We start from the raw sequence: 20,812 nt of genomic DNA on the forward strand, positions 1-20,812 counted from the left end.
ACAGCTAAGGAGCACATCGCATGCTGACCGTCGATAACGTGGTGGTGAACTATGGCCAGAGCGAGGCGCTGCACGGCGTGTCGTTCGCCGCCGCACAGGGCGAGACCGTCGCCATCATGGGCCGCAACGGCATGGGCAAGACCACGCTGTTCAAGGCGATGATCGGCATGCTGCCGCTGCGCACCGGCCAGGTCTGCGTCAATGGCCAGGACGTGTCGCACGACGAGAGCTACCGCCGCGTGCGCGCCGGTATCGCCTATGTGCCGCAGGGGCGCATGATCTTTTCGCACCTGAGCGTCGAAGAAAACATCCTGACCGGCATGGAACAAGGCAAGACGCGACGGATTCCCGACGAGATCTTCGCCATGTTCCCGGTGCTGTTCGATATGCGGCGCCGCAAGGGCGGCAACCTGTCCGGCGGGCAGCAACAGCAACTGGCCATCGCCCGGGCGCTGGTATCCAACCCCAAAGTCCTGCTGCTGGACGAGCCGACGGAAGGTATCCAGCCGTCGATCATCAAGGACATCGCGCGCGCGCTGAACGAGATCCGCCGCACGCGCGACATCACGATCGTTTTCTCCGAACAGGTACTGAGCTTCGCAATGGAGGTGGCGGATCGCCTCTTCGTCATCGAGGGCGGGCGCTTTGTCCACGAAACGCAGCGTCATAGCACCGATGTCGCGCATATCCGCGAGTACCTGTCCGTCTAGCCATCCCTCACTCGTTTTCATCACCACCCCTGCACGCATCCAGGAGTCAATCTCATGACCGATACCCTGATCCAGGTCGATCTGGCCCAGTCGCCGTACGAGAACCCCAACGTCCACAACCGCTGGCACCCCGACATCCCCATGGCCTGCTGGGTCAAACCCGGCGACGATTTCATCCTGGAGACCTACGACTGGACGGGCGGCTTCATCAAGAACAACGATTCCGCCGATGACGTGCGCGACATCGACCTGTCCATCGTTCACTTCCTGTCCGGACCCGTCGGCGTGGAAGGCGCGGAACCGGGCGACCTGCTCGTGGTGGACCTGCTCGACATCGGCGCCAAACCCGAAAGCCAATGGGGCTTCAATGGCTTCTTCTCGAAGCAGAACGGCGGCGGCTTCCTGACCGATCATTTCCCGCAGGCGCAGAAGTCGATCTGGGATTTCCACGGCATGTTTACGTCGTCGCGCCATATTCCCGGCGTGAACTTTGCGGGCCTGATCCATCCGGGCCTGATCGGCTGCCTGCCGGACAAGGCAATGCTGGAGACGTGGAATCAGCGCGAAGCCGATTTGCTGGCGACCGACCCGAACCGCGTCCCCGCACTGGCCAACCCGCCGTTTGCGGCCACGGCGCACATGGGCAAACTGCAAGGCGATGCGCGCAACGAAGCTGCCGCCACGGGCGCACGCACCGTACCGCCGCGCGAACACGGCGGCAACTGCGACATCAAGGACTTGTCGCGCGGCGCCAAGGTGTACTTCCCGGTGTATGTGGATGGTGCCGGCCTGTCCGTGGGCGATCTGCACTTCTCCCAGGGCGATGGCGAAATCACGTTCTGCGGCGCCATCGAAATGGCCGGCTGGGTGCATATGCGCGTCACGCTGATCAAGGACGGCATGGCGAAGTACGGCGTCAAGAACCCGATCTTCAAGCCCAGCCCCATCACGCCGCACTACAACGACTACCTGATTTTCGAAGGCATCTCGGTCGATGAATCGGGCAAGCAGCATTTCCTCGACGTGAATGTTGCATATCGCCAGGCGTGCCTTAACGCCATCGAATACATGACGAAGTTCGGCTACTCCCGTGCGCAGGCGTACTCGATCCTCGGCACAGCGCCGGTGCAGGGTCATATCAGCGGTGTGGTCGATGTGCCGAACGCATGCGCCACGCTCTGGCTGCCAACGCAGATCTTCGACTTCGACATCCGCCCCAGCGCGAGTGGCCCGACCAAGATGATCCAGGGCACGGTGGACCTGCCGCTTTCGCCCGATCTTTAATCCACATCGCGAGTCACCGGAGCCGCCATGCCCACCTACGATTACCGATGCCACGGATGTGGTGTGTTTACCGTGATGCGCCCGATGTCGCGGCGGGACGAGCCAGCGGCTTGTCCCGACTGCGGCGCGGCGGCGGCCCGGGCGCTGGTGGCGGCGCCGTCGCTTGGCACCATGAGTACGGCTTCGCGCGCCGCGCATGCCACCAACGAGCGCAGCGCGGCGGCGCCCAAAGAGAGTCGTTCGCACGGTGCGGGATGCGGGTGTTGCAGCCCGGTCAAGCTGCCGACCTCCCCCAACGCAATCAAACAGCCCAGCGGCAGGCCGTGGATGATCAGTCACTAATTGCCCGCGAAGCGTAGACTTCCACGCCAAACTGCATGCTATCGCATTACTTTTTATAAAAATACATGCGATAACATGCGATACGACTTGAATGCACTCAGGGCGTGATGCATACTATCGTAGCTATTTTGCTGCGGATGCATGCTATGTCATTACTCTCTGAGTCCCAGGCGATGCGCAGTCGCCGCCAGATCTCGATCTCCAATCTGGCACGCCTGATCGGTATGGCGCATCAGAACCTGTCTGCTATCCTTCGCGGTGAGAAAGACAGCCGTGCCTCGACTTTCGAGTCTCTGGCGGGGGCGATGGATGCCGAATGGGTCATGGTGCCCAAGGAGAAACTGGCCGAAGTGCGCCAGGTTCTCGATGGCAAAGGCAGCGGCCCCGACCGCACGGCCCGCTCCACGATAGACCACCTGCTGGGCCAATCATGAGCTTTGAACTGCACCCCCGCTACCTGGAGGTTCATCTTCATGATCGGCTCTGCGGCTTTCTCTGTGAGGCGGGCGGGAATACGCGCTTCGTCCCCACGGAGGAATACCGGGGCAACAACAACCGCGACACGCTCAGCCTGTCCATTACGCTGCCGACCGACCTTGGGCGTGAAGCCACGTCGGAAGTCTTCGACAACGCGTTCCACCCCGCGATCTACAACACGGGCGGCGAACTCCCGCCGTACTTTGCCGGCCTGCTGCCCGAAGGCGAACTGCGCAAGCGTCTGGAAGCCACGCGAAAGAACCCCGAGGACAAAGACGATTTCGGCGTGCTGGCCTCCGCTGGCAACGATTTGCCCGGCGCCATCGTGGTGAAACCTGCCGACACGCGCGCGCTGCCCGAATACGTGCGCACTTACGGCGTGACAGGCGGTGCGGACAACCTTGAAATCGCTGTCGTCGAAGGCGCCACGGAAGGCGCGGCGTCGGTCTCGGGCGTGCAGAACAAGCTGGCGCTTTCGACCATGCGAAAGGGCGAGCGCTACACCCTGCCGACCAAGACCAGGATATCGGACATCATCGCCAAGCTGCCAGCGAAGAACGACGACTCCCAGGTGCTCAATGAATACGTGTCGATGCATCTTGCGGCGGCGGCCGGTGTGAACATCGCCCCGATTCAGGTGCTTCCGATGTCGAGCATCGATGTACCAGACCTCGCGGACTCGATGGGCCAGGGCCTGCACTACCTCGCCGTGGAACGCTTCGATCGCACTGGCGACGGTGCCTGCATCCATGCGGAGGACGGCTGTCAATTGCTCGCCCGGATGCCCAGCAGGAAGTACGCCAAGGTTGAGGAGTACATCCGGCTCGTGGCGGCCCTGTACCGGCTGAGTCCGAACGGACTGGAGAACATTCGACAGTTCTTCACGCGTCAGGCGGTCAATACGCTGATCGGCAATAGCGACGCGCATCTCAAGAACTTCTCGGTGATCTACCACGATCGGAAGCTGCCGGAGCTTTCGCCCGCCTACGACATCGTGTGTGTCTCCGCCCTGCCCAACTTCACGTCCTACGGCCAGAACGTGGCGATTGACGAGTTCCAGCGCAAGGAAACGCTGGACCTCTATGAAGTGATCGCGGACAAGGCCGGTATCCCGAAGCGGATCGCTACGGCTGCGGTCAAGGAAGCCGTCTCCATGGCCCAGACCCATTGGCCGGATCTTCTGAAGACCATGGATGCGTCGCAAGCGGTGCGCGATGTGATCACCGAACGGCTGGCAAACCTGCCGCTCGCCAAGGTCGGGAGAGCCGGGAAGAAGGCGTCGTGATGCGCGTGATGCACCGCCTCAGCTGACAAATGCAAGCTTCTGATTGCGCGCATCGGCGAGCATGGACAGCGTGATCTTGCGCACTTCAAGCTTGCTCTGCGTGATGTGCGCACGCAGCAGGATTGCCGCCTCCGCGTGGCGATTCCGCGTCAGCAGTTCCAGCAGCGTGCTGTGTTCCTCGTAGGTGGCGCTGGTGCGCTTCGGTTTCAGGAAGTCGAGCCGGCGCATGATGCGGATGCGCTCCGTCACGTCGTTATGGACGCGCAGCATCTCGTTGTTGCCGATGGCGGCGACGAGCCGACGATGGAAATCCTCGTCCATCTCGAACATCGTCGCCGGATCGCTCTCCCGCTGATCTTCCGGCACGCACCAGATAGCGCGCAGTGCGTCGATGGCTGCCTGCCCACCCTCCACATGCTGGATACGCTCGATAGCGGCCAGCTCCAGCACGATCCGCAGATCGTAAAGCTGGTCGAGCTGATCGAAGTTCACCGGCAAGACCTTCCAGCCACGCCGGAAACCAACTTCCAGATAGCCTTCGCGTTGCAGGCGAAACAGCGCATCGCGCATCGGCGTACGCGATACGCCGTAGTGCGCGGCAATCGCCAGTTCGGCGAAGCGGTCACCGGGGCAGAGCAGGAAGTTGAAGATATCCTGCTTGATGCGCAGGTAAACCTGCTCCGCCATCGCGTTCGGCGCATTCGACGTTGCGTCCATACGTTGTGGGTCGGAAATCGTTGCGATGGCCGTCATTGTGCGCCCGCGACCGTAGGGATATCAATCAGGCTTGCGTGTCCGGCCATGTGCCGGCCCAGTTCCGTCCTGTCTGCAGCGTCGGCCGGACCTTCGTGCACGATGGTGCCTTCGGCCATCACCGCGATGCGGTCGGCCAGTTCAAGCAGTTCGTCCAGGTCCTCGCTGATCAGCAGCACGGCGGCGCCGGCGTTGCGCGCGGCCAGCAGCCGGGCGTGGATATCGGCTACCGAAGCAAAGTCCAGCCCAAAGACTGGGTTGGCCACGATCAGAACGTCCACCGGCTGGCCAAGCTCGCGCGCGAGCACCGCGCGCTGGACGTTGCCGCCGGACAGGGTCCCGATCTGCTGTTCGGGACGCGGTGGACGGACATTGAACTGGGTGATCAGATCCACCGCCCGCGTGCGCATGGCGCCACGGTCCAGCCAGCCACCCAGGCGCCGCAACGGTGCACGGTCGAACGTTCGCAGCGCCAGGTTCTCCGCGACGCTCATGCCCGCTACGCAGGCGTTCCTGAGTGGCTCCTCGGGAATCGCGAACAACCGCCGCGCGGTCATCTCCGCACGCGTGGCGCGATACGACAGTCCGGATACCTCCATCGTGCCCGCTGCCAGCGGCCGCTGGCCAACCAGTGCATCCACCAGTTCGCGCTGGCCGTTGCCCGATACGCCCGCGATACCAAGAATCTCGCCTGCCCTGACTGCCAGAGCGAGATCCCGCACGGCGGCATGGCCGCGATCGTCGCTGACGGTCATCCCGGTTACCCGCAAGCGCACCGCCGCGTCGGCTTCAGTTGGTGTCCGCGTCACGCGGCGTGCGCCGGCTGCCGCTGACGCTTCGGCGTCCACAACGGTACCGGCCAGATCGCCCGCGCCCATCATCCACCCCGCAAGCTGCCCGACGTTGGTATCGGCTACGGCGCTGCCGCCGGCCCTGCGCCCCTTGCGCAGCACTGTCACGTCATCGGCGTAGGCGGTGACCTCGCGGAACTTGTGGGTGATCATCAGCACGGTCAGTTCGCCGCGCGACGTCAGCGTCCGCATCAGCCCGAGGACTTCGTCGGCCTCATGCGGGGTCAGCACGGAGGTGGGCTCGTCCAGGATCAGGAAACGCTGCCGCAGATAGAGCTGCTTGAGGATTTCCAGCTTCTGCTTTTCGCCGGCGGCCAGTGTCCGTACCAGGCGGTCCAGAGGCAGCCGGAACGGCATTTCCTGCATGAAGGCGTCTAGCGCGGCCCGTTCGGCGGCCCAGTCCAGCTTCCATGGCAGCGACCCGCGTGCGAGCAGCAGATTCTCCTCGACGGACATCCCTTCGGCCAACGTGAAATGCTGGTAGACCATGCCGATACCCAGCGCCTGCGCGGCGCGCGGGGAATCGATACGGACCTCGCGCCGGTCGGCAACAAGTTGCCCGGCATCCAGCGGCGCATAGCCGACCAGCCCTTTTACGAGCGTACTCTTGCCCGCGCCGTTCTCGCCAAGCAATGCGTGAATGGTGCCGGGCGCGATCTTGAGCGATACGTCATCGAGCGCCCGGAACGCGCCAAACGATTTCGTGGCGCCGATGACTTCCAGTCCAAGTGCCTCGCCAGCCATGGCGGCTAACCCAGCGTGGCCAGCAGGGCCTGCGAGTTCGATACCGTACCGAACACGCCACCCTGCATGGTGACCATGTGGAGCGCCGCATCATGGTTGCCCTGATCGGTCGCCCCGCAGCAATCCGCCAGAATCGTGCACTCGAAGCCCCGGTCGTTCGCTTCCCGCATTGTCGTGTGCACGCAGACATCGGTCGTGATACCGGTCAGTATCAGGTTCACGATGCCGCGCGTGCGCAGGATCAATTCCAGATCTGTGGCGCAGAACGAGCCTTTGCCGGGCTTGTCGATCACGATTTCTCCGGGCAGCGGTGCCAGTTCGTCGATGATTTCCCAGCCCGGTTCGCCCCGGACCAGGATCTTGCCGCAGGGGCCCTCGTCGCCAATGCCCACGCCGCCGATACCCGCCTGCCGGCTGCGCCAGCGCTTGTTGGCGGGCAGGTCCGACAGGTCCGGCCGGTGTCCTTCGCGCGTATGGATGATCGTGAAGTCCTGGGCGCGCATCGTGGCCAGCACACGGCGGATGGGCTCGATCGGGGCGCGGGTCATGGACAGGTCGTAGCCCATGCGGTCTACATAGCCGCCGAAACCGCAGAAATCGGTCTGCATGTCGATGATGACCAGTGCCGTGTTGTCAGCGCGAAGGTTGCCGTCATAGGGCCAGGGATATGGCCTGGCGTCGATGGTTCGGTTCATGTTGTCCTCGATGGAATTGAGTCGGCGGGTCAGCGGGTCAGGCTCAGTTCGCCCGGCGCCCCGGCCAGTGCACGGTTGGGGCGGCAGCTGATGGTCATGATCGCGAGCGTCAATACATACGGCGCCGCATTGAACAGGTAGTAGCCGCCAGTGATGCCGATGGCCTGCAGTGCCGGGCCCAGCGCGCCAGCCGCACCGAACAGCAGCGCCGCCCACAGGCAACGCATGGGCTGCCAGCGCGCGAAGATGACCAGCGCCACGGCCATGAGCCCCTGCCCGCTGGACAGTCCCTCGTTCCAGCTTCCCGGATAGACCAGCGACAGGTAGGCGCCGCCCACGCCGGCCAGCAAGCCGCCCACGGCCGTGGCCGCAATGCGGATGCGTGTTAGCGGGTAGCCCATGGCGCGCGCGGTCTCGCCGTGATCGCCAACCAGCCGCAGCACCATCCCCCAGCGCGTGGCGCGCATGCCCCATTGCAGCGCGAAAGCCAGCGCTACGCCGATCAGGAACAGCACGTTGATGCGCAGGAGTTGCTGCACCTGCGGCGAGGCCGACCACGCACCCAGCTCGATCGATGGCAGACCGGGCGCCTGCGGTGCAATGAACGGCTTGCCGAGGAAGAACGCCAGCCCGGTTCCCAGCAACATCAGCGCGATGCCGAAGGCGATGTCAGACACGCGGGGCAGCGAGCACACCAGCCCATGCAGGCCACCCAGCAGCAGGCCCACGCCTGCGGCGGCCAGCACACCCAGCCACGGGGAGCCCGACAGGTAGGACACCGCGTAGCCGCTCATGGCGCCCGACACGAGAATGCCTTCCAGCCCCAGGTTGACGCGCCCGCCCTTCTCGGTCAGGCACTCTCCCAGGCTCACGAACAAGTACGGCGTGCTGACGCGGATCGCGCCCGTGACCAGCGACAGTATCAGCACGAGCCACGTCGACGAAGCCTCATGCATGGCGGGTCTCCAGTTCTGCCTGCGCCTTGCCGGCCAGGGCAATGTCCTGCAATTTCACGCGCCAGCTGGAAAGCGCACCGCCCATGGCTTCCCACGCCAGCAGGTTGGCAAACAGCAGGCCCTGCAGTACAAACGTGGTGGCATCGGGCAGATGCAGCCGCCGCTGCAGCAGGCTGCCGCTGTTCTCGATGCCGCCGATCATCAGTGCGCAGGCAACGATGGCCAGCGGATTCTGCCGGGCCGCGAACGCCACCAGGATGCCGCTGTACCCGTACCCCGCCAGCAGTGCCACGTTGGCGCTGCCCTGTACTGCCGCCACCTCGAACATGCCTGCCAGGCCTGCTGCCGCACCGCCCAGCACGCAGGCCGCCAGCGTGAGACGCCCCACCGGCAGCCCTACCAGCCGGGCCGCCCGGGCGTTGCCGCCCGTCACCCGCATGGCAAATCCGAACGTCGAGCGCCGCACCATCAGCCACGCCGCCGCGCAGGCCAACACGCCAGCCAGCAAGCCCCAGTGCACGTCGATGCCCGGCAGCGTGCCGACCATCCATGCATCCGGAACGGGTACGGTGGAGGGCTTGTTCAGGCTGGCGGGATCGCGCAATGGCCCCTCTACCAGATGCTTGAATACGGCGATGGCGATGTAAGCCAGCAGCAGGCTGCTGATGGTTTCATTGACCCCGCGCCGTTGCCGCAGTGCGCCGGCTGCACCGATCCAGCAACCTCCCGCCAGCATGCCCGCAGCGGCCATCGCTGGCATGACGATCCACCACGGGGTAGCCGCAGGCACGCACTGGGGCACCAGCGCGGCGGCCAGGCCGCCGAGCGCCAACGCGCCTTCGCCGCCGATCACGATCAGGCCGACCTGCGCCGGCAACGCCACGCATAGCGCGGTCAGCATCAGCGGCGCAGCGCGCGTGAGCGTGCTCTGCCAGGCAAACGGCGTGCCGAACGCGCCCTGGAAGATCAGTTGCATCGCCTCCAGCACCGGCGCCCCCTGCAGCAGCAGGAACAACGAGAACAGCAACAACGCGCTGGCCACGGCCAGCAAGGTAGGCAACGCGGGCAGGACGGCCAGCGTCAGCGTGGCAGTGCTGGCGGGGATGCGCATGGGAAGCTCCTGAGGCAACGTCGATCCACGGATTCGGCGGGGTTCGGCGGGGTTCGTCGTTCGTCAGCCCTGCCCCACCACGCCCGCCACCAGGTAGTTCATGGATTCGAGCGCGTAGTCCGTCTGAACCAGCCTGGTGCCGGCGGGCACTGCGACGCCACCCTTGTTGTCCTTCAGCGGCCCCTTGAAAATCACAAAGTCGCCGGCCACCATCTTCGCCTTGATGGCATCCGCGCTCTGCTTCGCTGCCGCGCTGACCGCTGCCCCGTACGGCGACATCTTCACGTAGCCTTCCTTGAGCCCGCCGCGCAGCAGATTGGGCTGTACCTTGCCGGCCTGGGCATTGGCAACAATCGCCTTGTAGGGCGTGGCCCAATCCCATTCGGCGCCGGTCAGATAGCCCTTGGGGGCCAGCGCTGCCTGGCTGGCGTGATACCCACAGCTCATGACGCCGCGCTTCTCGGCGGTCTCGACGATGACCTTCGGACCATCGACATGGCAGGTCAGCACGTCGCAGCCCTGGTCGATCAGGCTGTTGGCTGCCTCGGCTTCCTTGACCGGCATCGACCAGTCACCCGTGAAGATCACCCGAGTCGTGATGGACGGATCGATGGATTGCGCGCCAAGCGTGAACGCGTTGATGTTGCGCAGCACCTGCGGAATCGGCTTGGCCGCCACGAAGCCAAGCTTCTTCGACTTGCTCATGTGCCCGGCGATCACCCCGTCCAGATACTGGCATTCGTCGATGTAGCCGAAGTAGCTGGCGATATTTGCCGGGTTGCCGGCCTTCCACAGTCCCCCGCAGTGCGCGAACCGCACCTTGGGGTACTTGGCCGCGACCTTCAGCACGTGCGGATCGAAATAACCGAACGACGTAGCAAAGATCAGCGAGACCCCGTCCTGCTGGATCATGGCCTCCATGGTCTTCTGCGCCGCGATGGTCTCGGGCACGTTTTCTTCCTCCACCAGCTTCACGTTGGGCAGCTTGCGAATCACGCTGGTGGCCGTGGCCTGCGCCTGGTTGTAGCCGAAGTCGCCGCGCGCCCCGACATACAGCACACCCACCGACACGTTCTCGGCGGCCAGCAGCGATTCAAACGGCAGGAGGGAGCCAAGCGTCAGCGCGCTGGTCTGTTTCAGAAAATCACGACGTTGGGTCATGGCAAGGTCCGATGGATAGGATGGAGAGAAGTACGGCGTGGCAATTCAGCTTGCGGCAACGGCTGGCTCGGCAGCTTCGACGCTACGCAGATAGGCCCGCCAGCCGCCAAACGCGGTGATGTCTCGTGCGCCGCTGCCAGCCGCCACGGCAAAGGGCTCGCAAATGAAGCCCTTGACCTGCCGCCCATCGGCCAGCACGACCGAGCCGATACCAAGTGGTGCGGGCACATCGGCCACGAACTTGCCGAACTGGTGCAGGGGCACGTCCCACACCTCGACTTCGATGGCCGCGCCAGCATCGTCACGCACCAGTCCTGGCTTGGGTGGCACCGTTCCGGCCAGTGCATGGAGCCGATAGTTTGGCGATGTGGTTGTCGATTCGATGAATCGGGCGCCCGCTTCCTGCAGTTGCCAGTTCAGCGGCTGACCGCGCAGATGCGCGCCCACCACAGCCAGCGCCACGGATGGCTCGTTGAGCGGCAGCGGTTCCGGCAGAACGTCGGCCGTGCCGCGCAGGCTCGCTTCGATCTTTGCGCCCAGCACCGCCAATCGATGATCCGCACCAGCAGGCCCGATCAGCGTGATGCCAGCAGGCAGCCCATCGGCACGCGGCAGGCCAGGAATCGCCAGCGCGCACAGGTCGAGCAGGTTCACGAAGTTCGTATAGCGCCCGAGCTTGCTGTTCTCGACCACGGGATCGGCCTGCACGGCGGCGATGGTCGGATGCGTCGGCGCGGTTGGCACTACCAGCACATCGATCCGAGCGAACAGCCCCTCGGCCTGGCGCTTCAGATCGGCTAACTGGTACTGCGCGTTGAACGCATCGGCAGCACTGAACTGGTTGGCCTTTTCGATCACGGTCACGACGGTTGCATCCATTGCATCGCGATGCGTGACCAGAAAATCGCCCACCGCAGCACGACGCTCGGCCACCCATGGGCCGTCGTAGAGCAGCGCGGATGTCTGCGCCAGCGGCGTGAAATCGATGGTCTCGGTCTGGATACCGAGCCGCGAACCGAATCGATCGAGCGTGGCCATGAACGCCTGTTCGGCCTGCGCATCGTTCTCGAAGCTCAATGCATCGGGCAAGCCCACGCGCCACGCACGCGGCAGTCCCAGCATCGGCACGCGCGACGAGTAGCTATCCGCGGCATCGTAAGCCCCGATCTGCTCCAGCACGCGCCAGGCATCGGCCACATCATGCGCGAACACTGAAATCGTATCGAGCGTGCGGCACGCGGGCACCACGCCGCGCTTGCTCACCAGACCCAGCGACGGCTTCAAACCGACGAGTCCGTTCATGCCAGCTGGCACACGTCCCGATCCTGCGGTGTCAGTGCCGAGCGAGAACGCCACGCAGTTGCCCGCCACAGCCACCGCCGATCCCGAACTGGATCCGCCCGAGACATACGCAGGCGAGGTGCTGTGCCGCACCGCGCCGTAAGGCGAACGCGTGCCCACCAGCCCGGTAGCGAACTGATCGAGGTTGGTCTTGCCGACCAGAAGCGCGCCGGCGTCGAGCAATCGCTGCACCGCGAATGCCGTGGATTGCGGCACGTAGGTGAACGCGGGGCACGCTGCCGTAGTCGGCAGCCCCGCCACGTCGATGTTGTCCTTGACCGCGAACGGCACGCCGAACAGCGGCAGGCGCCGCAGGATGGCCTCGCCTTCCTGGTCGAGCATCGCCTTCAAGGCTTGCGCCTTCGCCATCAGCGTTTCGACCGGCACGCGATGGATCCATACCTCGGGGCGGTCGAATGACTCGATCTGGCGCAGTACTTCCGTGGCGCACGCCATCGGATCGAGCGTGCCTCGCGCATAGCGCGCGTGCAAGTCGGCAATCGTCATCATCGGCGCACCTCGCGCTGGAAAATCTCCAGGCTTTGTCGCTTGGCTTCAACAAAGCTGGCTTGGGATAGCGTATCGACGGTACGTGGCCGCGCGTCGGTGTAGTCAAGGATTTCCGCCACGCGCGTGGGGCGCTTGGTCAGCAGCAGGATCTGGTCGGCCAGATACACCGCTTCTTCCAGATCGTGCGAGACCAGCAGCATCGTGGTGCCGGTCTGCATGAACACCTCTTGCAGCTTCTCGCGAATGAACAGCGTCATCTCGAAATCGAGCGCGGAGAACGGCTCGTCCAGGAACAGCACTTCGGGCCGGGGCGCCAGCGCGCGCATGATCGACGCGGTCTGCTGCTGTCCGCCCGACAGTTCATACGGATAGCGGTTCAGGTCGAACTTGACGTCGAAGGACGCCACCAGTTCGGCCATGCGGCGATCCACCTCTACCTTGCTGCAACCTTCGAGCAGCAGCGGATAGGCGATGTTGTCGATGGTGCGCATCCACGGGAACAGTGCCTCGCGGTAGTTCTGGAACACGTAGCCGATGCGCGTGTCCTTGAGCGTCTTGCCATCGAACAGGATCTCGCCGCGATCGATCGGGATCAGGCCGGCAATCATGTTGATCAGCGTGCTTTTGCCGCAGCCGTTGGGACCGAACACCGAGACAATGCGGCCCTTCGGAATATCGAGATCGAAGTTCTCGTACAGCGGCCAGCCCGCGAAGTATTTGGTGAGTCCGCGAATGGTGATGTGTGTGCCCGGCGGCCCCGGCCGGAACGCCGGCACGGGAACGTCGACATGACGGGCAGGTGTCTGGATTGCGCTCATGATTTACCTCCCGCTCCAATGGACGATGCGTCGTTCCACAACAAGAAACACGATATTGAGCAGATAGCCCAGCGCACCTGCGGCCAGAATCGCGGCGTACATCGTCTTGACGTTCAGCACCTGCTGCGCGTCGATGATGGCGTGGCCCAGACCGTTCTCCGAGCCGATAAACATCTCGGCCACGATGACGATCACCAGTGCCATCGACACCGCCGAACGCAAACCCACAAAGCTCGGTTGCAGGCTTTCCCAGATCAGCACGTCGCGGAACACGCGCCAGCGCGAGGCGCCCATGACACGCGCCGCCATGACGCGCTGCTTGCGGGCGTTGATGACACCGTAGGCACTGTTGAACACCACGATCAGCATGGCGCCGAATGCTGCAATGGCAATCTTGTTGATATCGCTGACACCGAAGATCAGCAGGAACAGCGGGATCAGCGCGGACGACGGCGTGGATCGGAAGAAATCGATCACGAACTCCACACTGCGATAGGCACGCTCGTTGCTGCCCAGCAGCACGCCCAGCGGCATGCCCACCACGGCGGCAATCGCAAATGCCTGCAACGTGCGCGACACCGTGACCACAAAATCGGTCAGCAGCGGACCACCGGCCAGGCCGGTCATCAGCGCGGCGATGGTGTCAGCGGGACTCGGCAGCAGAATGGCCTTGATCCAGCCCAGACGCACCACGGCATCCCAGATGATCAGCAACACCAGCGGGCCCACAGCGGGAAGCAAACGATCCGTGAAAGGCCGGCGCGGTGCGGCATCGGCTGACGCCGGCGGCGACCACGGCTGCTGGGCGATGCCCGCAGCGGGCACCTTGGAAGTGGAGGCTTCGGACATGACTTACCCCTTGTAGAGCATGGTGCTGACATCCACCTTGCGCGAGAAGATGCCCTTGTCCGAGAACAGGTTGTAGAACTGCTGGAAGTAGGCGACGTCGCTGGCCTTGAACTCGTCGTAGAACAGGTAATCGGACATCGGCACCTCGGTCGTGAGCGGACCTTCGATGGCCGTGTAACCCTTGAGGAAGGGGCGTGCCTCCTGCGGCTGCTGCTTCACGAGGTTCACACCGCGCCGATAGGCCGCCATGTAGCGCTTGGCGACATCGGGCTGCTTGGCGAGGAATTCGGCCGTCAGGCTGGCCGAGCCGCCATGCCACGGCGCCATCGGGTCACCGAGGATGTAGCGCGCCACCACGCCGGCTTCCAGCGTGCGCGTCACGCCCTTCAGGCGCCCCACCGTGCCGGTAGGCTCCAGCGTGTAGATGCCATCGACCTGGCCAGCGGCCAGTGCCGCCACGTGCTGACCGATCGGCAGTTCGGTCACGCTCATCTGCCCTGCTCCCGCGCGTTCCAGCATGGTCTTGGCGAGCACCACGTTCTGCACGCCGGGGCCGCACGCCACGCGCTTGCCCTTGAACTCGGCCACGGACTTGATCGGACTGTCCTTGGCCACGATGAACTCTTCGAGCACGAACTTGGCGTTGGTGGGGTTCGTGCAGAAAATCTTGAGCAGGCCCGGTTGCGCGATCTCGCCCAGTGCCAGCGCCGCCGAGGCGGTGCCATTGGCGCTACCGTCGCAACGGCCAGCGATCATCGCCTCGATCACCTGTTGCGCGCTGGCGAACTTGAGCGGTTCCACATCGAGCCCGGCTTCCTTGAAATAGCCCTTTTCGATGGCTGCGAAGAACGGCAATGCCGACGCCACGGGCCAGAATCCGACGCGCAGTTTCGGGGTGCCCTGTGCGCGGACGATGGCCGGTGCGGACAGTGCAGCGGCAGCGGCGACAGACGTCTTGAGCAGGCGTCGGCGCGTGGCGGAAACCTCGGAACGGAAAGGGGGCAGCTTGGACATGGGCATTTCCTCGTGAATGTTCGACTCGCATCCAATCTTGAATACAAGATGGTTTGTGCGAGTACAGCAAAGGCTGTGCCATGGAACATTCGCCGTCCGTCACGAACAGCCAAGGAAAACTAATCTCCTTGTAAATCAACAAACTAAATAAAAAACCTCCAGCAGTACTGGAGGTTTTTTACATGACATCGAACTCACGCATCGCGCCGGCTTTGATGCACCGCCGCAGCGCGCGGCCCGACGCTGGTGCAGGTTGCGCACCAACTAGCGCAAGCCGAGCTGCCTGATCAAGAGCAAGGTTGCAACGCTGATGGCTGCGGCGGCGCTCAGGTAGAAGCTTGGGGCGAGCGGGTTGCCGGTTACGCTGATCAGCCCGGTCACGATGAATGGTGCGAAACCACCGAACAGCGTGGCCGCGATGTTATAGCCGAGGGACATCCCCGTGGTACGGGTCGCCGTGGGGAACAACTCGGTCAGCAGCGCCGGCAGTACGCCGAAATACGCGCTGATGATGGCGCCGATGCACAGTTGCACGCCGATCATCATGCCGAACGTCGGATATGCCGCCAGCAGCGCATAGGCCGGATACGCCAGCACCAGGAACAACAGCGCCGCGCCGAGCATGATGCCGGTGCGGCCCACGCGATCCGACCAATGACCGAAGATGGGCGCGCCAATCATTTGCACCACGCCCGTGGCGATGGTCGCGGCAAATGCCGCCGAGGGCGGGATGCCAAGCTGCTTCACCGCGTAAGTCGGCATATAGAGAATCAGGTACGACGCCACCGTGCCGACCACCACCGCGCCTATCGCCAGCAGCAGACGCTCCGGTTGGTTGGAGAAGGTATCGGACAAGGGACGCTGCGAGGTTTCCGTGGCCAGGAACTCAGGCGTTTCGTCGATGTTCCGTCGGATATAGAACGCCACCGGACCAATCAGCAGGCCAAAGAAAAACGGAATCCGCCAACCCCAATCAAGCATCTGCTCGGGTGTAAGTGCCGAAGTCAGGAACGCGCCAAAGCATGCGGCCAACACCGTGGTCAATCCCTGGCTCGACGCCTGCCAGCTTGAGAAGAAACCGCGTCGCGACGCGCCATGCTCGGCCAGAAAGGCCGTGGCACTACCAAACTCGCCGCCTGCAGAGAAGCCCTGGATCATGCGCGCGATCACGATGCCCACCGGCGCCAGCACACCAATCGAGGCATACGTCGGCATCACCGCGATCATCAGCGTGCCCACCATCATCAGCAGGATCGACAACGTGAGGGCTGCCTTGCGTCCCGCCTTGTCGGCATACACACCAAGCACGACGGCACCGAGCGGACGCATGAAGAACGACACGCCGAACGTGCCAAGCGTCATCAACAAGGAAACGGTGTCGCTCTCCGCCGGAAAAAACAGCGTGGCAATGGTGACAGCAAAGAAACCGTAGACCACCAGATCGAACCATTCCAGCGCATTGCCGATGGAAGCCGCGGCAATCACACGCCATGAATGGGATGTCACGCGGGCAGGCGCAGGTTCAGGGGCGATGGCCGGAGATGTGGCGTGGTGCAAGGGGACTCCTTCGGTGCTGGGTATGGGCAATGCGTAGGAAGAGGCGAACCGCCCCTGCCACGAAAGGTCCCGATGGTATTCAATCCGCCTGCCAAAAAACAGTGAGATTCTGCGGCGTCATGCGCAGTTTTTGCGCTGCTTCAAAGGAATCCCGGGGAATCCGGCCCGGACGCTGGCGGGATTGCTGCGCAATATCAAACTTCCCCGCCCGCCCCTGCCAGTTCGCGCCGCAACCGCATGGCCGCGCCGATCCCCCGGATGGGCTCGGGCGGAATCCAGTTGGGATGGCTGCCGGCCGCGATGTCATCGATGGCTGCGCTCGGCATGCCAGCCATGAACTCGGCCATGTAATGCCCGAGGTAAGTGCCCTTGGCCACGCCCACCCCGTTGCATCCCACTACGCTGAACAGGTTGTCTGATTCCCGGCGGAACACCGAATGGTGGTTCAGCGTCATGCTGATCAACCCGCCCCATGTATACGCAAATGGCTTGCGCGCCAGCATCGGAAAACGCGCTTCGAACGATTGGCGATGATGCGCGGCGGCGGCACGCAGGTCGGCATCGCTCGCATGCAGCGACGGACGGTAGTGGAACGTATTCCGCACGAAGATGCGGCGATCCGGTGTGTAACGCACCGTGGTACCCGCCGGATGCGCGGAAGTGCTGCCCCACGGCTGGACATCGGAAAAATGCGCGGCGTGCTCGGCATCGCTCAAGGGCTCGGTCAGGCTGGCATAGGTAAACAGCGTAGCCAGCCGGTTGCGCACGCGGCCAAATGCCTCGCTGAAGCTGCCCACTGTGAGGACGAGCTTGTCCGCGCGCAACGTGCCATCGGCAAACGCCAGCACATGTGGCGCACCATACTGGCAGGCCGTCACCGGACTCCCCGTGAAAACACTGACGTTCTCAGGCAACGATGCCGCCAATCCTCGCACCAACGATGCAGGATTCACCAGCACATTGCCCGGCGTGTAGATCGCCGCCTTGTAGTAGTCGGTACCGAGCCGCTGCGAAAGGGCCGCGCCTTCCACGAACTCGTACGAGAATCCCGCGGCCTTCAGCCCTTCCGCAAATGTTTCAAGCGCGCCGATATGCGCGGATTCATGCGCCGACATGTACTTGCCCGCTTCCTGCCAGGCGCAGTCGATACCAAAGCGATCCTTGAGCCCACGCAGCCGGTCGATCGCAAACATGTTCAGCGCATGCAGCTTGCGGCTCGCCGCGGCATCCGCCTCGCCCCCATCCACGTTGTGCGGAATATCGATGATGAACCCGGCATTGCGCCCCGACGCGCCCTGCCCCACTTCCAGCGCCTCCACCAACGCGATACGCGTCTGCGGATGCAACTCGGCCAGCCGACGCGCCAGCGCGACACCGGTAAATCCGGCGCCAATCACGGCGAAATCAAACCGATGCTGACCTGTCAGGCGCTGGCCGATGGAAGTGTGACTGGAAGGGGAAGTCTCGAACCAGCCAAGCTGGCCGTCGATGGCGGGGCGTTTGCGAATGGAATGCATGGACGGGATTTTAGCGCGGCGGCGTTTTTGTTTGATCTGATGGGACCGCCTTGCACGGACGATAGACCTATGATTTCAGCCGGTGCCACAACCTGCCTTCGAAATCGTCATGCGTCGTCGCTTCAAAATACTGCTTCTATCGTGTGCGTGTTGCGCGCTCTCGATCCTCTCACTGGGCGCGCACGCAGCCTGGATCGATTGCAACAAGCAGCCGTCGGAATCTGCAAAGGCAGCCTGCATCGCCGCAGATTTTCCCAAGCTTGAGCGCGAGATGGCCGAAGCTCGTAAAGCGGCATCGGAAAGCGTATTCGGCCCGGCCCTCGATCCATCCTCCGAGTGGCAATGGATGGAGAAGCGGAGCCACTGTGGGCAGGACGTCGCGTGTCTGGAGGCGCTCTACCAGGCGCGGATCGCCGAATTGCAGAGCTTTCAGTTCGCCGTGAAGACCGATCGTGCGGGTAACCGGATGGAGCCCTTGATCGACAACAGCTCAGGTGTACCCGATGCACCATTGCTGGAGGGCTGTACACCAGACCAGCAACTCTGCGTTCGCGTTTCGCCCAAGGCAGATCTCGACGAAGCATGGCAATGGGTCGAGATCCAATATGCGGGGACGAATCCCGCCACGTATCGGTTCAAGTTCCCCACCGCTTCAACGAGCAAAGGCGCAGTGTCGGCCTTGCCATGGGCTACCGTCCTTCGCACAGACAGCAAGGACAACAGCATCGTGGTGGGCTTGCGCGCCATCACGTCGGACATTTACGTGACGTGGGACAAGAGGGATCGCACCTGGCAAACGCATCTCTTCCGGATCACACGGCGCGGCACAACGTTCCAGTCCCGGGAAATCCTGACGCTTCCCAGCGCGGTCATACGAAGATTTCCCGACTGCAAATCGGATAGTGCCGAGGACCGGCGCAAGAAAGCCTGCCCGGACCATTACTTTTTTTCGACACTGACACTGGATCGCAATGTGGAATCCGGCTTTCCGCAACTGGTCTACGACACGGAAGCATCGAAGGATTCCGGCAGCCCCTTGCCAACAGAGAGTGCTACAGCGAAGGCAACCAATCAACGCGAAGGCGCCGACGCCAACGTCATCGACCCCGTCTGCAGCTTCACACGCACCTTCCGGCTAGACGATCGCGGAGTTTATGCGCCGGATTCGCCAATGCCCGATTGCAGCCGGTACATCGGACCCTAATCGCCTCCCACCGGATTTACTTGCCACCAAGCGCCCCCATTGCCTCCTGCATCGCCTCCCGTGCTGCAGCAACTTGATTCACCACGACTTCGATAGCCCACCGATCCCGCCCCAGTTCACCGCGTTGCACCGCCACCTGCTCCCGCACCCGCATCGGAGCAGGTCCACCCTCCGACAAGCGCGCCGCCACCCCCTGCTCGGGATCAAGGCAACGCGTCACCGCTTCCGCCTCCACACGCACTGCACGGCCAGTGACGTTGAGCGTTGCGCGGTCCACCATGTCGCTGTCGATTTCGCAGGCGGGGATGTGTCGATCGAGTGCTTCGCGCACTACGGCACCGACTACGTGATGCGCCTCGCGGAATGACATGCCGGCGTCACGCACGAGCATGTCGGCGAGATCGGTGGCGGATGAGAAATCGCGCCGCGCCTTTGTCAGCATGTTCACGCGCTGCGGTTCGGCATGCTCCAGCACCAGTTTCAACAAGCTGGCGCAGCGCCTGCCTTCTTCCACAGCGTCCCAGAATCCGCGCATGCTTTCGCGGTTGCCGTCGCCGGAATGCGTGAAATGGGTGCCTTTCAGCGCGCCGAGTGCGCCGGTCAGCAGGCCCAGCATGTGGCCTCCCTTGCCTTTCAGGTATTCGAGAACAACCGGGTTTTTCTTCTGCGGCATGATGCTCGATGTTCCCGCCACGCTGTCGGGGAAATCGATCAGGCCGAATTCCGGCGTGGCCCAGACGTAGAGGTCTTGCGCGACGCGGCCCCAGGTGACTGCGGCAATCGTGATCGCGGAGAGAATCTCCCAGGCAAAGTCGCGCGAGGCCACGGCGTCGAGCGCGTTCGGGGCGGGACGCGAGAACCCTAGCCAGCGGGCCGTGGCATGGCGATCGATCGGAAACGCCGTACCGGCCAGTGCGCCGGCGCCGAGCGGGCAGGCATCGAGCGATTCCAGCGCCCGGTGCAGGCGGGCGATGTCACGACCGAGCGCTTCGCCAATACCGCAGAGGTAATAGCCATAGGTGATCGGCTGCGCCGCCTGCAAATGCGTGTAGCCGGGCATCACGGTATCGGCATGGGCGGCGGCCTTGTCCAATATCGTTTCGCGTGTGTCGAGCATCGTCGACAAGAGTTCGAGCACGGCGTCACGGGCACGCAGTCGATCGAGCGTCGCGAGGATATCGTTGCGGCTGCGGGCTACGTGCAGGCGTCCGCCTGCATCGGCACCTGCTACTTCCATCAGTCGAGCCTCGTAGTTGAAGTAGGCGTCCTCGCGTTGCGGATCGAGTGCCACGGCCTCCGGACCTTCCTCCGTCATACGGTGCAACGCGCGGGCGAGTGTCGCCGCCACGTCCGACGGGATCAGCCCGGCGCCGCTCAGCATCAGCAAATGCGCCGCGTTGATATCCGTGAGATAGCGGAAGCCCGGTGCGAAGTCCCGGTCAAGGCGCGGCTGGTAGATGAATTGGCACACCTCGGGGGCGGTGGGCTGGGTCAGGCGGCGGCTGACTTTCGATTCCATGGGGCGATTTCCTGTTCGTCTTGTGCGATGGAAACCAGTATCGGAATCGGCAGCCCATACCGTCAAATCACAATATCGCGGGTGACCATACGGATTTGATATACCATCGGCCCA

General features: G+C 63.6%; 19 protein-coding genes. 6 read left to right on the plus strand and 13 right to left on the minus strand.

Translation table 11 applies throughout. The features are described 5' to 3' along the window. Positions 1-20 precede the first annotated feature (20 nt). The 5 genes from urtE to GA566_RS20040 all read left to right on the plus strand — a co-directional run bounded on the left by urtE (position 21) and on the right by GA566_RS20040 (position 4,098). The gene (urtE, locus tag GA566_RS20020; protein WP_160473820.1) at positions 21-710 is read left to right on the plus strand and encodes an urea ABC transporter ATP-binding subunit UrtE; all 690 of its coding nucleotides are present in this window, start codon (positions 21-23) and stop codon (positions 708-710) included. 54 nt (positions 711-764) lie between these two features. Continuing rightward, a complete protein-coding gene (fmdA, locus tag GA566_RS20025) occupies positions 765-1,994 on the plus strand; it encodes a formamidase (protein ID WP_137925577.1) in 1,230 nt (409 codons plus the stop codon). 27 nt (positions 1,995-2,021) lie between these two features. Beyond that, on the plus strand, positions 2,022-2,336 hold the full coding sequence (locus GA566_RS20030) for a zinc ribbon domain-containing protein (protein ID WP_160473821.1): 315 nt from the start codon (positions 2,022-2,024) through the stop codon (positions 2,334-2,336). 146 nt (positions 2,337-2,482) lie between these two features. Beyond that, complete coding sequence (locus GA566_RS20035) at positions 2,483-2,770, plus strand: helix-turn-helix transcriptional regulator (protein ID WP_160473822.1); 288 nt, start codon at positions 2,483-2,485, stop codon at positions 2,768-2,770. After that, positions 2,767-4,098: a type II toxin-antitoxin system HipA family toxin gene (locus tag GA566_RS20040; RefSeq protein WP_160473823.1), complete on the plus strand. Its 1,332-nt coding sequence runs from the start codon at positions 2,767-2,769 to the stop codon at positions 4,096-4,098. The genes GA566_RS20035 and GA566_RS20040 overlap by 4 nt, the downstream gene beginning before the upstream one ends. Before the next feature lie 18 nt (positions 4,099-4,116). On the opposite strand, the gene GA566_RS20045 is transcribed toward GA566_RS20040, so the two are convergent. From GA566_RS20045 to GA566_RS20100, 12 genes are all read right to left on the minus strand, one after another. After that, positions 4,117-4,851: a GntR family transcriptional regulator gene (locus GA566_RS20045; protein WP_237380520.1), complete on the minus strand. Its 735-nt coding sequence runs from the start codon at positions 4,849-4,851 to the stop codon at positions 4,117-4,119. After that, positions 4,848-6,446 (minus strand): ABC transporter ATP-binding protein, encoded by a 1,599-nt coding sequence (locus tag GA566_RS20050; RefSeq protein ID WP_160473824.1) that lies wholly within the window; start codon positions 6,444-6,446, stop codon positions 4,848-4,850. The genes GA566_RS20045 and GA566_RS20050 overlap by 4 nt, the downstream gene beginning before the upstream one ends. A gap of 5 nt (positions 6,447-6,451) precedes the next feature. Next, positions 6,452-7,141 (minus strand): cysteine hydrolase family protein, encoded by a 690-nt coding sequence (locus GA566_RS20055; protein ID WP_137925572.1) that lies wholly within the window; start codon positions 7,139-7,141, stop codon positions 6,452-6,454. 29 nt (positions 7,142-7,170) lie between these two features. Beyond that, positions 7,171-8,097 carry an ABC transporter permease gene (locus GA566_RS20060; RefSeq protein ID WP_160473825.1) on the minus strand — a complete coding sequence of 309 codons (927 nt, stop codon included), beginning with the start codon at positions 8,095-8,097 and terminating at the stop codon, positions 7,171-7,173. Beyond that, positions 8,090-9,208 (minus strand): ABC transporter permease, encoded by a 1,119-nt coding sequence (locus GA566_RS20065; protein ID WP_137925570.1) that lies wholly within the window; start codon positions 9,206-9,208, stop codon positions 8,090-8,092. The genes GA566_RS20060 and GA566_RS20065 overlap by 8 nt, the downstream gene beginning before the upstream one ends. 63 nt (positions 9,209-9,271) lie before the next feature. Next, complete coding sequence (locus GA566_RS20070; RefSeq protein ID WP_160473826.1) at positions 9,272-10,369, minus strand: BMP family ABC transporter substrate-binding protein; 1,098 nt, start codon at positions 10,367-10,369, stop codon at positions 9,272-9,274. Between the two features lie 45 nt (positions 10,370-10,414). Continuing rightward, positions 10,415-12,217 (minus strand): allophanate hydrolase, encoded by a 1,803-nt coding sequence (gene atzF, locus GA566_RS20075; protein WP_160474678.1) that lies wholly within the window; start codon positions 12,215-12,217, stop codon positions 10,415-10,417. Next, the gene (locus GA566_RS20080; RefSeq protein WP_137925568.1) at positions 12,217-13,038 is read right to left on the minus strand and encodes an ABC transporter ATP-binding protein; all 822 of its coding nucleotides are present in this window, start codon (positions 13,036-13,038) and stop codon (positions 12,217-12,219) included. Before GA566_RS20080 ends, atzF begins: the two co-directional genes overlap by 1 nt. Before the next feature lie 3 nt (positions 13,039-13,041). Then, positions 13,042-13,887: an ABC transporter permease gene (locus GA566_RS20085; RefSeq protein ID WP_160473827.1), complete on the minus strand. Its 846-nt coding sequence runs from the start codon at positions 13,885-13,887 to the stop codon at positions 13,042-13,044. 3 nt (positions 13,888-13,890) lie between these two features. Further along, positions 13,891-14,907 (minus strand): ABC transporter substrate-binding protein, encoded by a 1,017-nt coding sequence (locus tag GA566_RS20090; RefSeq protein ID WP_370459330.1) that lies wholly within the window; start codon positions 14,905-14,907, stop codon positions 13,891-13,893. A gap of 258 nt (positions 14,908-15,165) precedes the next feature. Further along, positions 15,166-16,458, minus strand: a complete 1,293-nt coding sequence (locus GA566_RS20095) for an MFS transporter (RefSeq protein ID WP_160473829.1) — start codon at positions 16,456-16,458, stop codon at positions 15,166-15,168. A 194-nt stretch (positions 16,459-16,652) separates the two neighbouring features. Continuing rightward, complete coding sequence (locus tag GA566_RS20100; RefSeq protein ID WP_160473830.1) at positions 16,653-17,975, minus strand: FAD-binding oxidoreductase; 1,323 nt, start codon at positions 17,973-17,975, stop codon at positions 16,653-16,655. Positions 17,976-18,084: 109 nt separating this feature from the next. Between GA566_RS20100 and GA566_RS20105 the strand changes: the two genes are divergently transcribed. Next, the gene (locus tag GA566_RS20105; RefSeq protein ID WP_137925560.1) at positions 18,085-19,179 is read left to right on the plus strand and encodes a hypothetical protein; all 1,095 of its coding nucleotides are present in this window, start codon (positions 18,085-18,087) and stop codon (positions 19,177-19,179) included. Between the two features lie 16 nt (positions 19,180-19,195). On the opposite strand, the gene argH is transcribed toward GA566_RS20105, so the two are convergent. Beyond that, a complete protein-coding gene (gene argH, locus GA566_RS20110; RefSeq protein WP_160473831.1) occupies positions 19,196-20,698 on the minus strand; it encodes an argininosuccinate lyase in 1,503 nt (500 codons plus the stop codon). Positions 20,699-20,812: the final 114 nt, after the last annotated feature.

It is taken from the genome of Cupriavidus sp. SW-Y-13 (assembly GCF_009793345.1).
In the GTDB taxonomy this organism is placed as follows: Bacteria; Pseudomonadota; Gammaproteobacteria; order Burkholderiales; family Burkholderiaceae; genus Cupriavidus.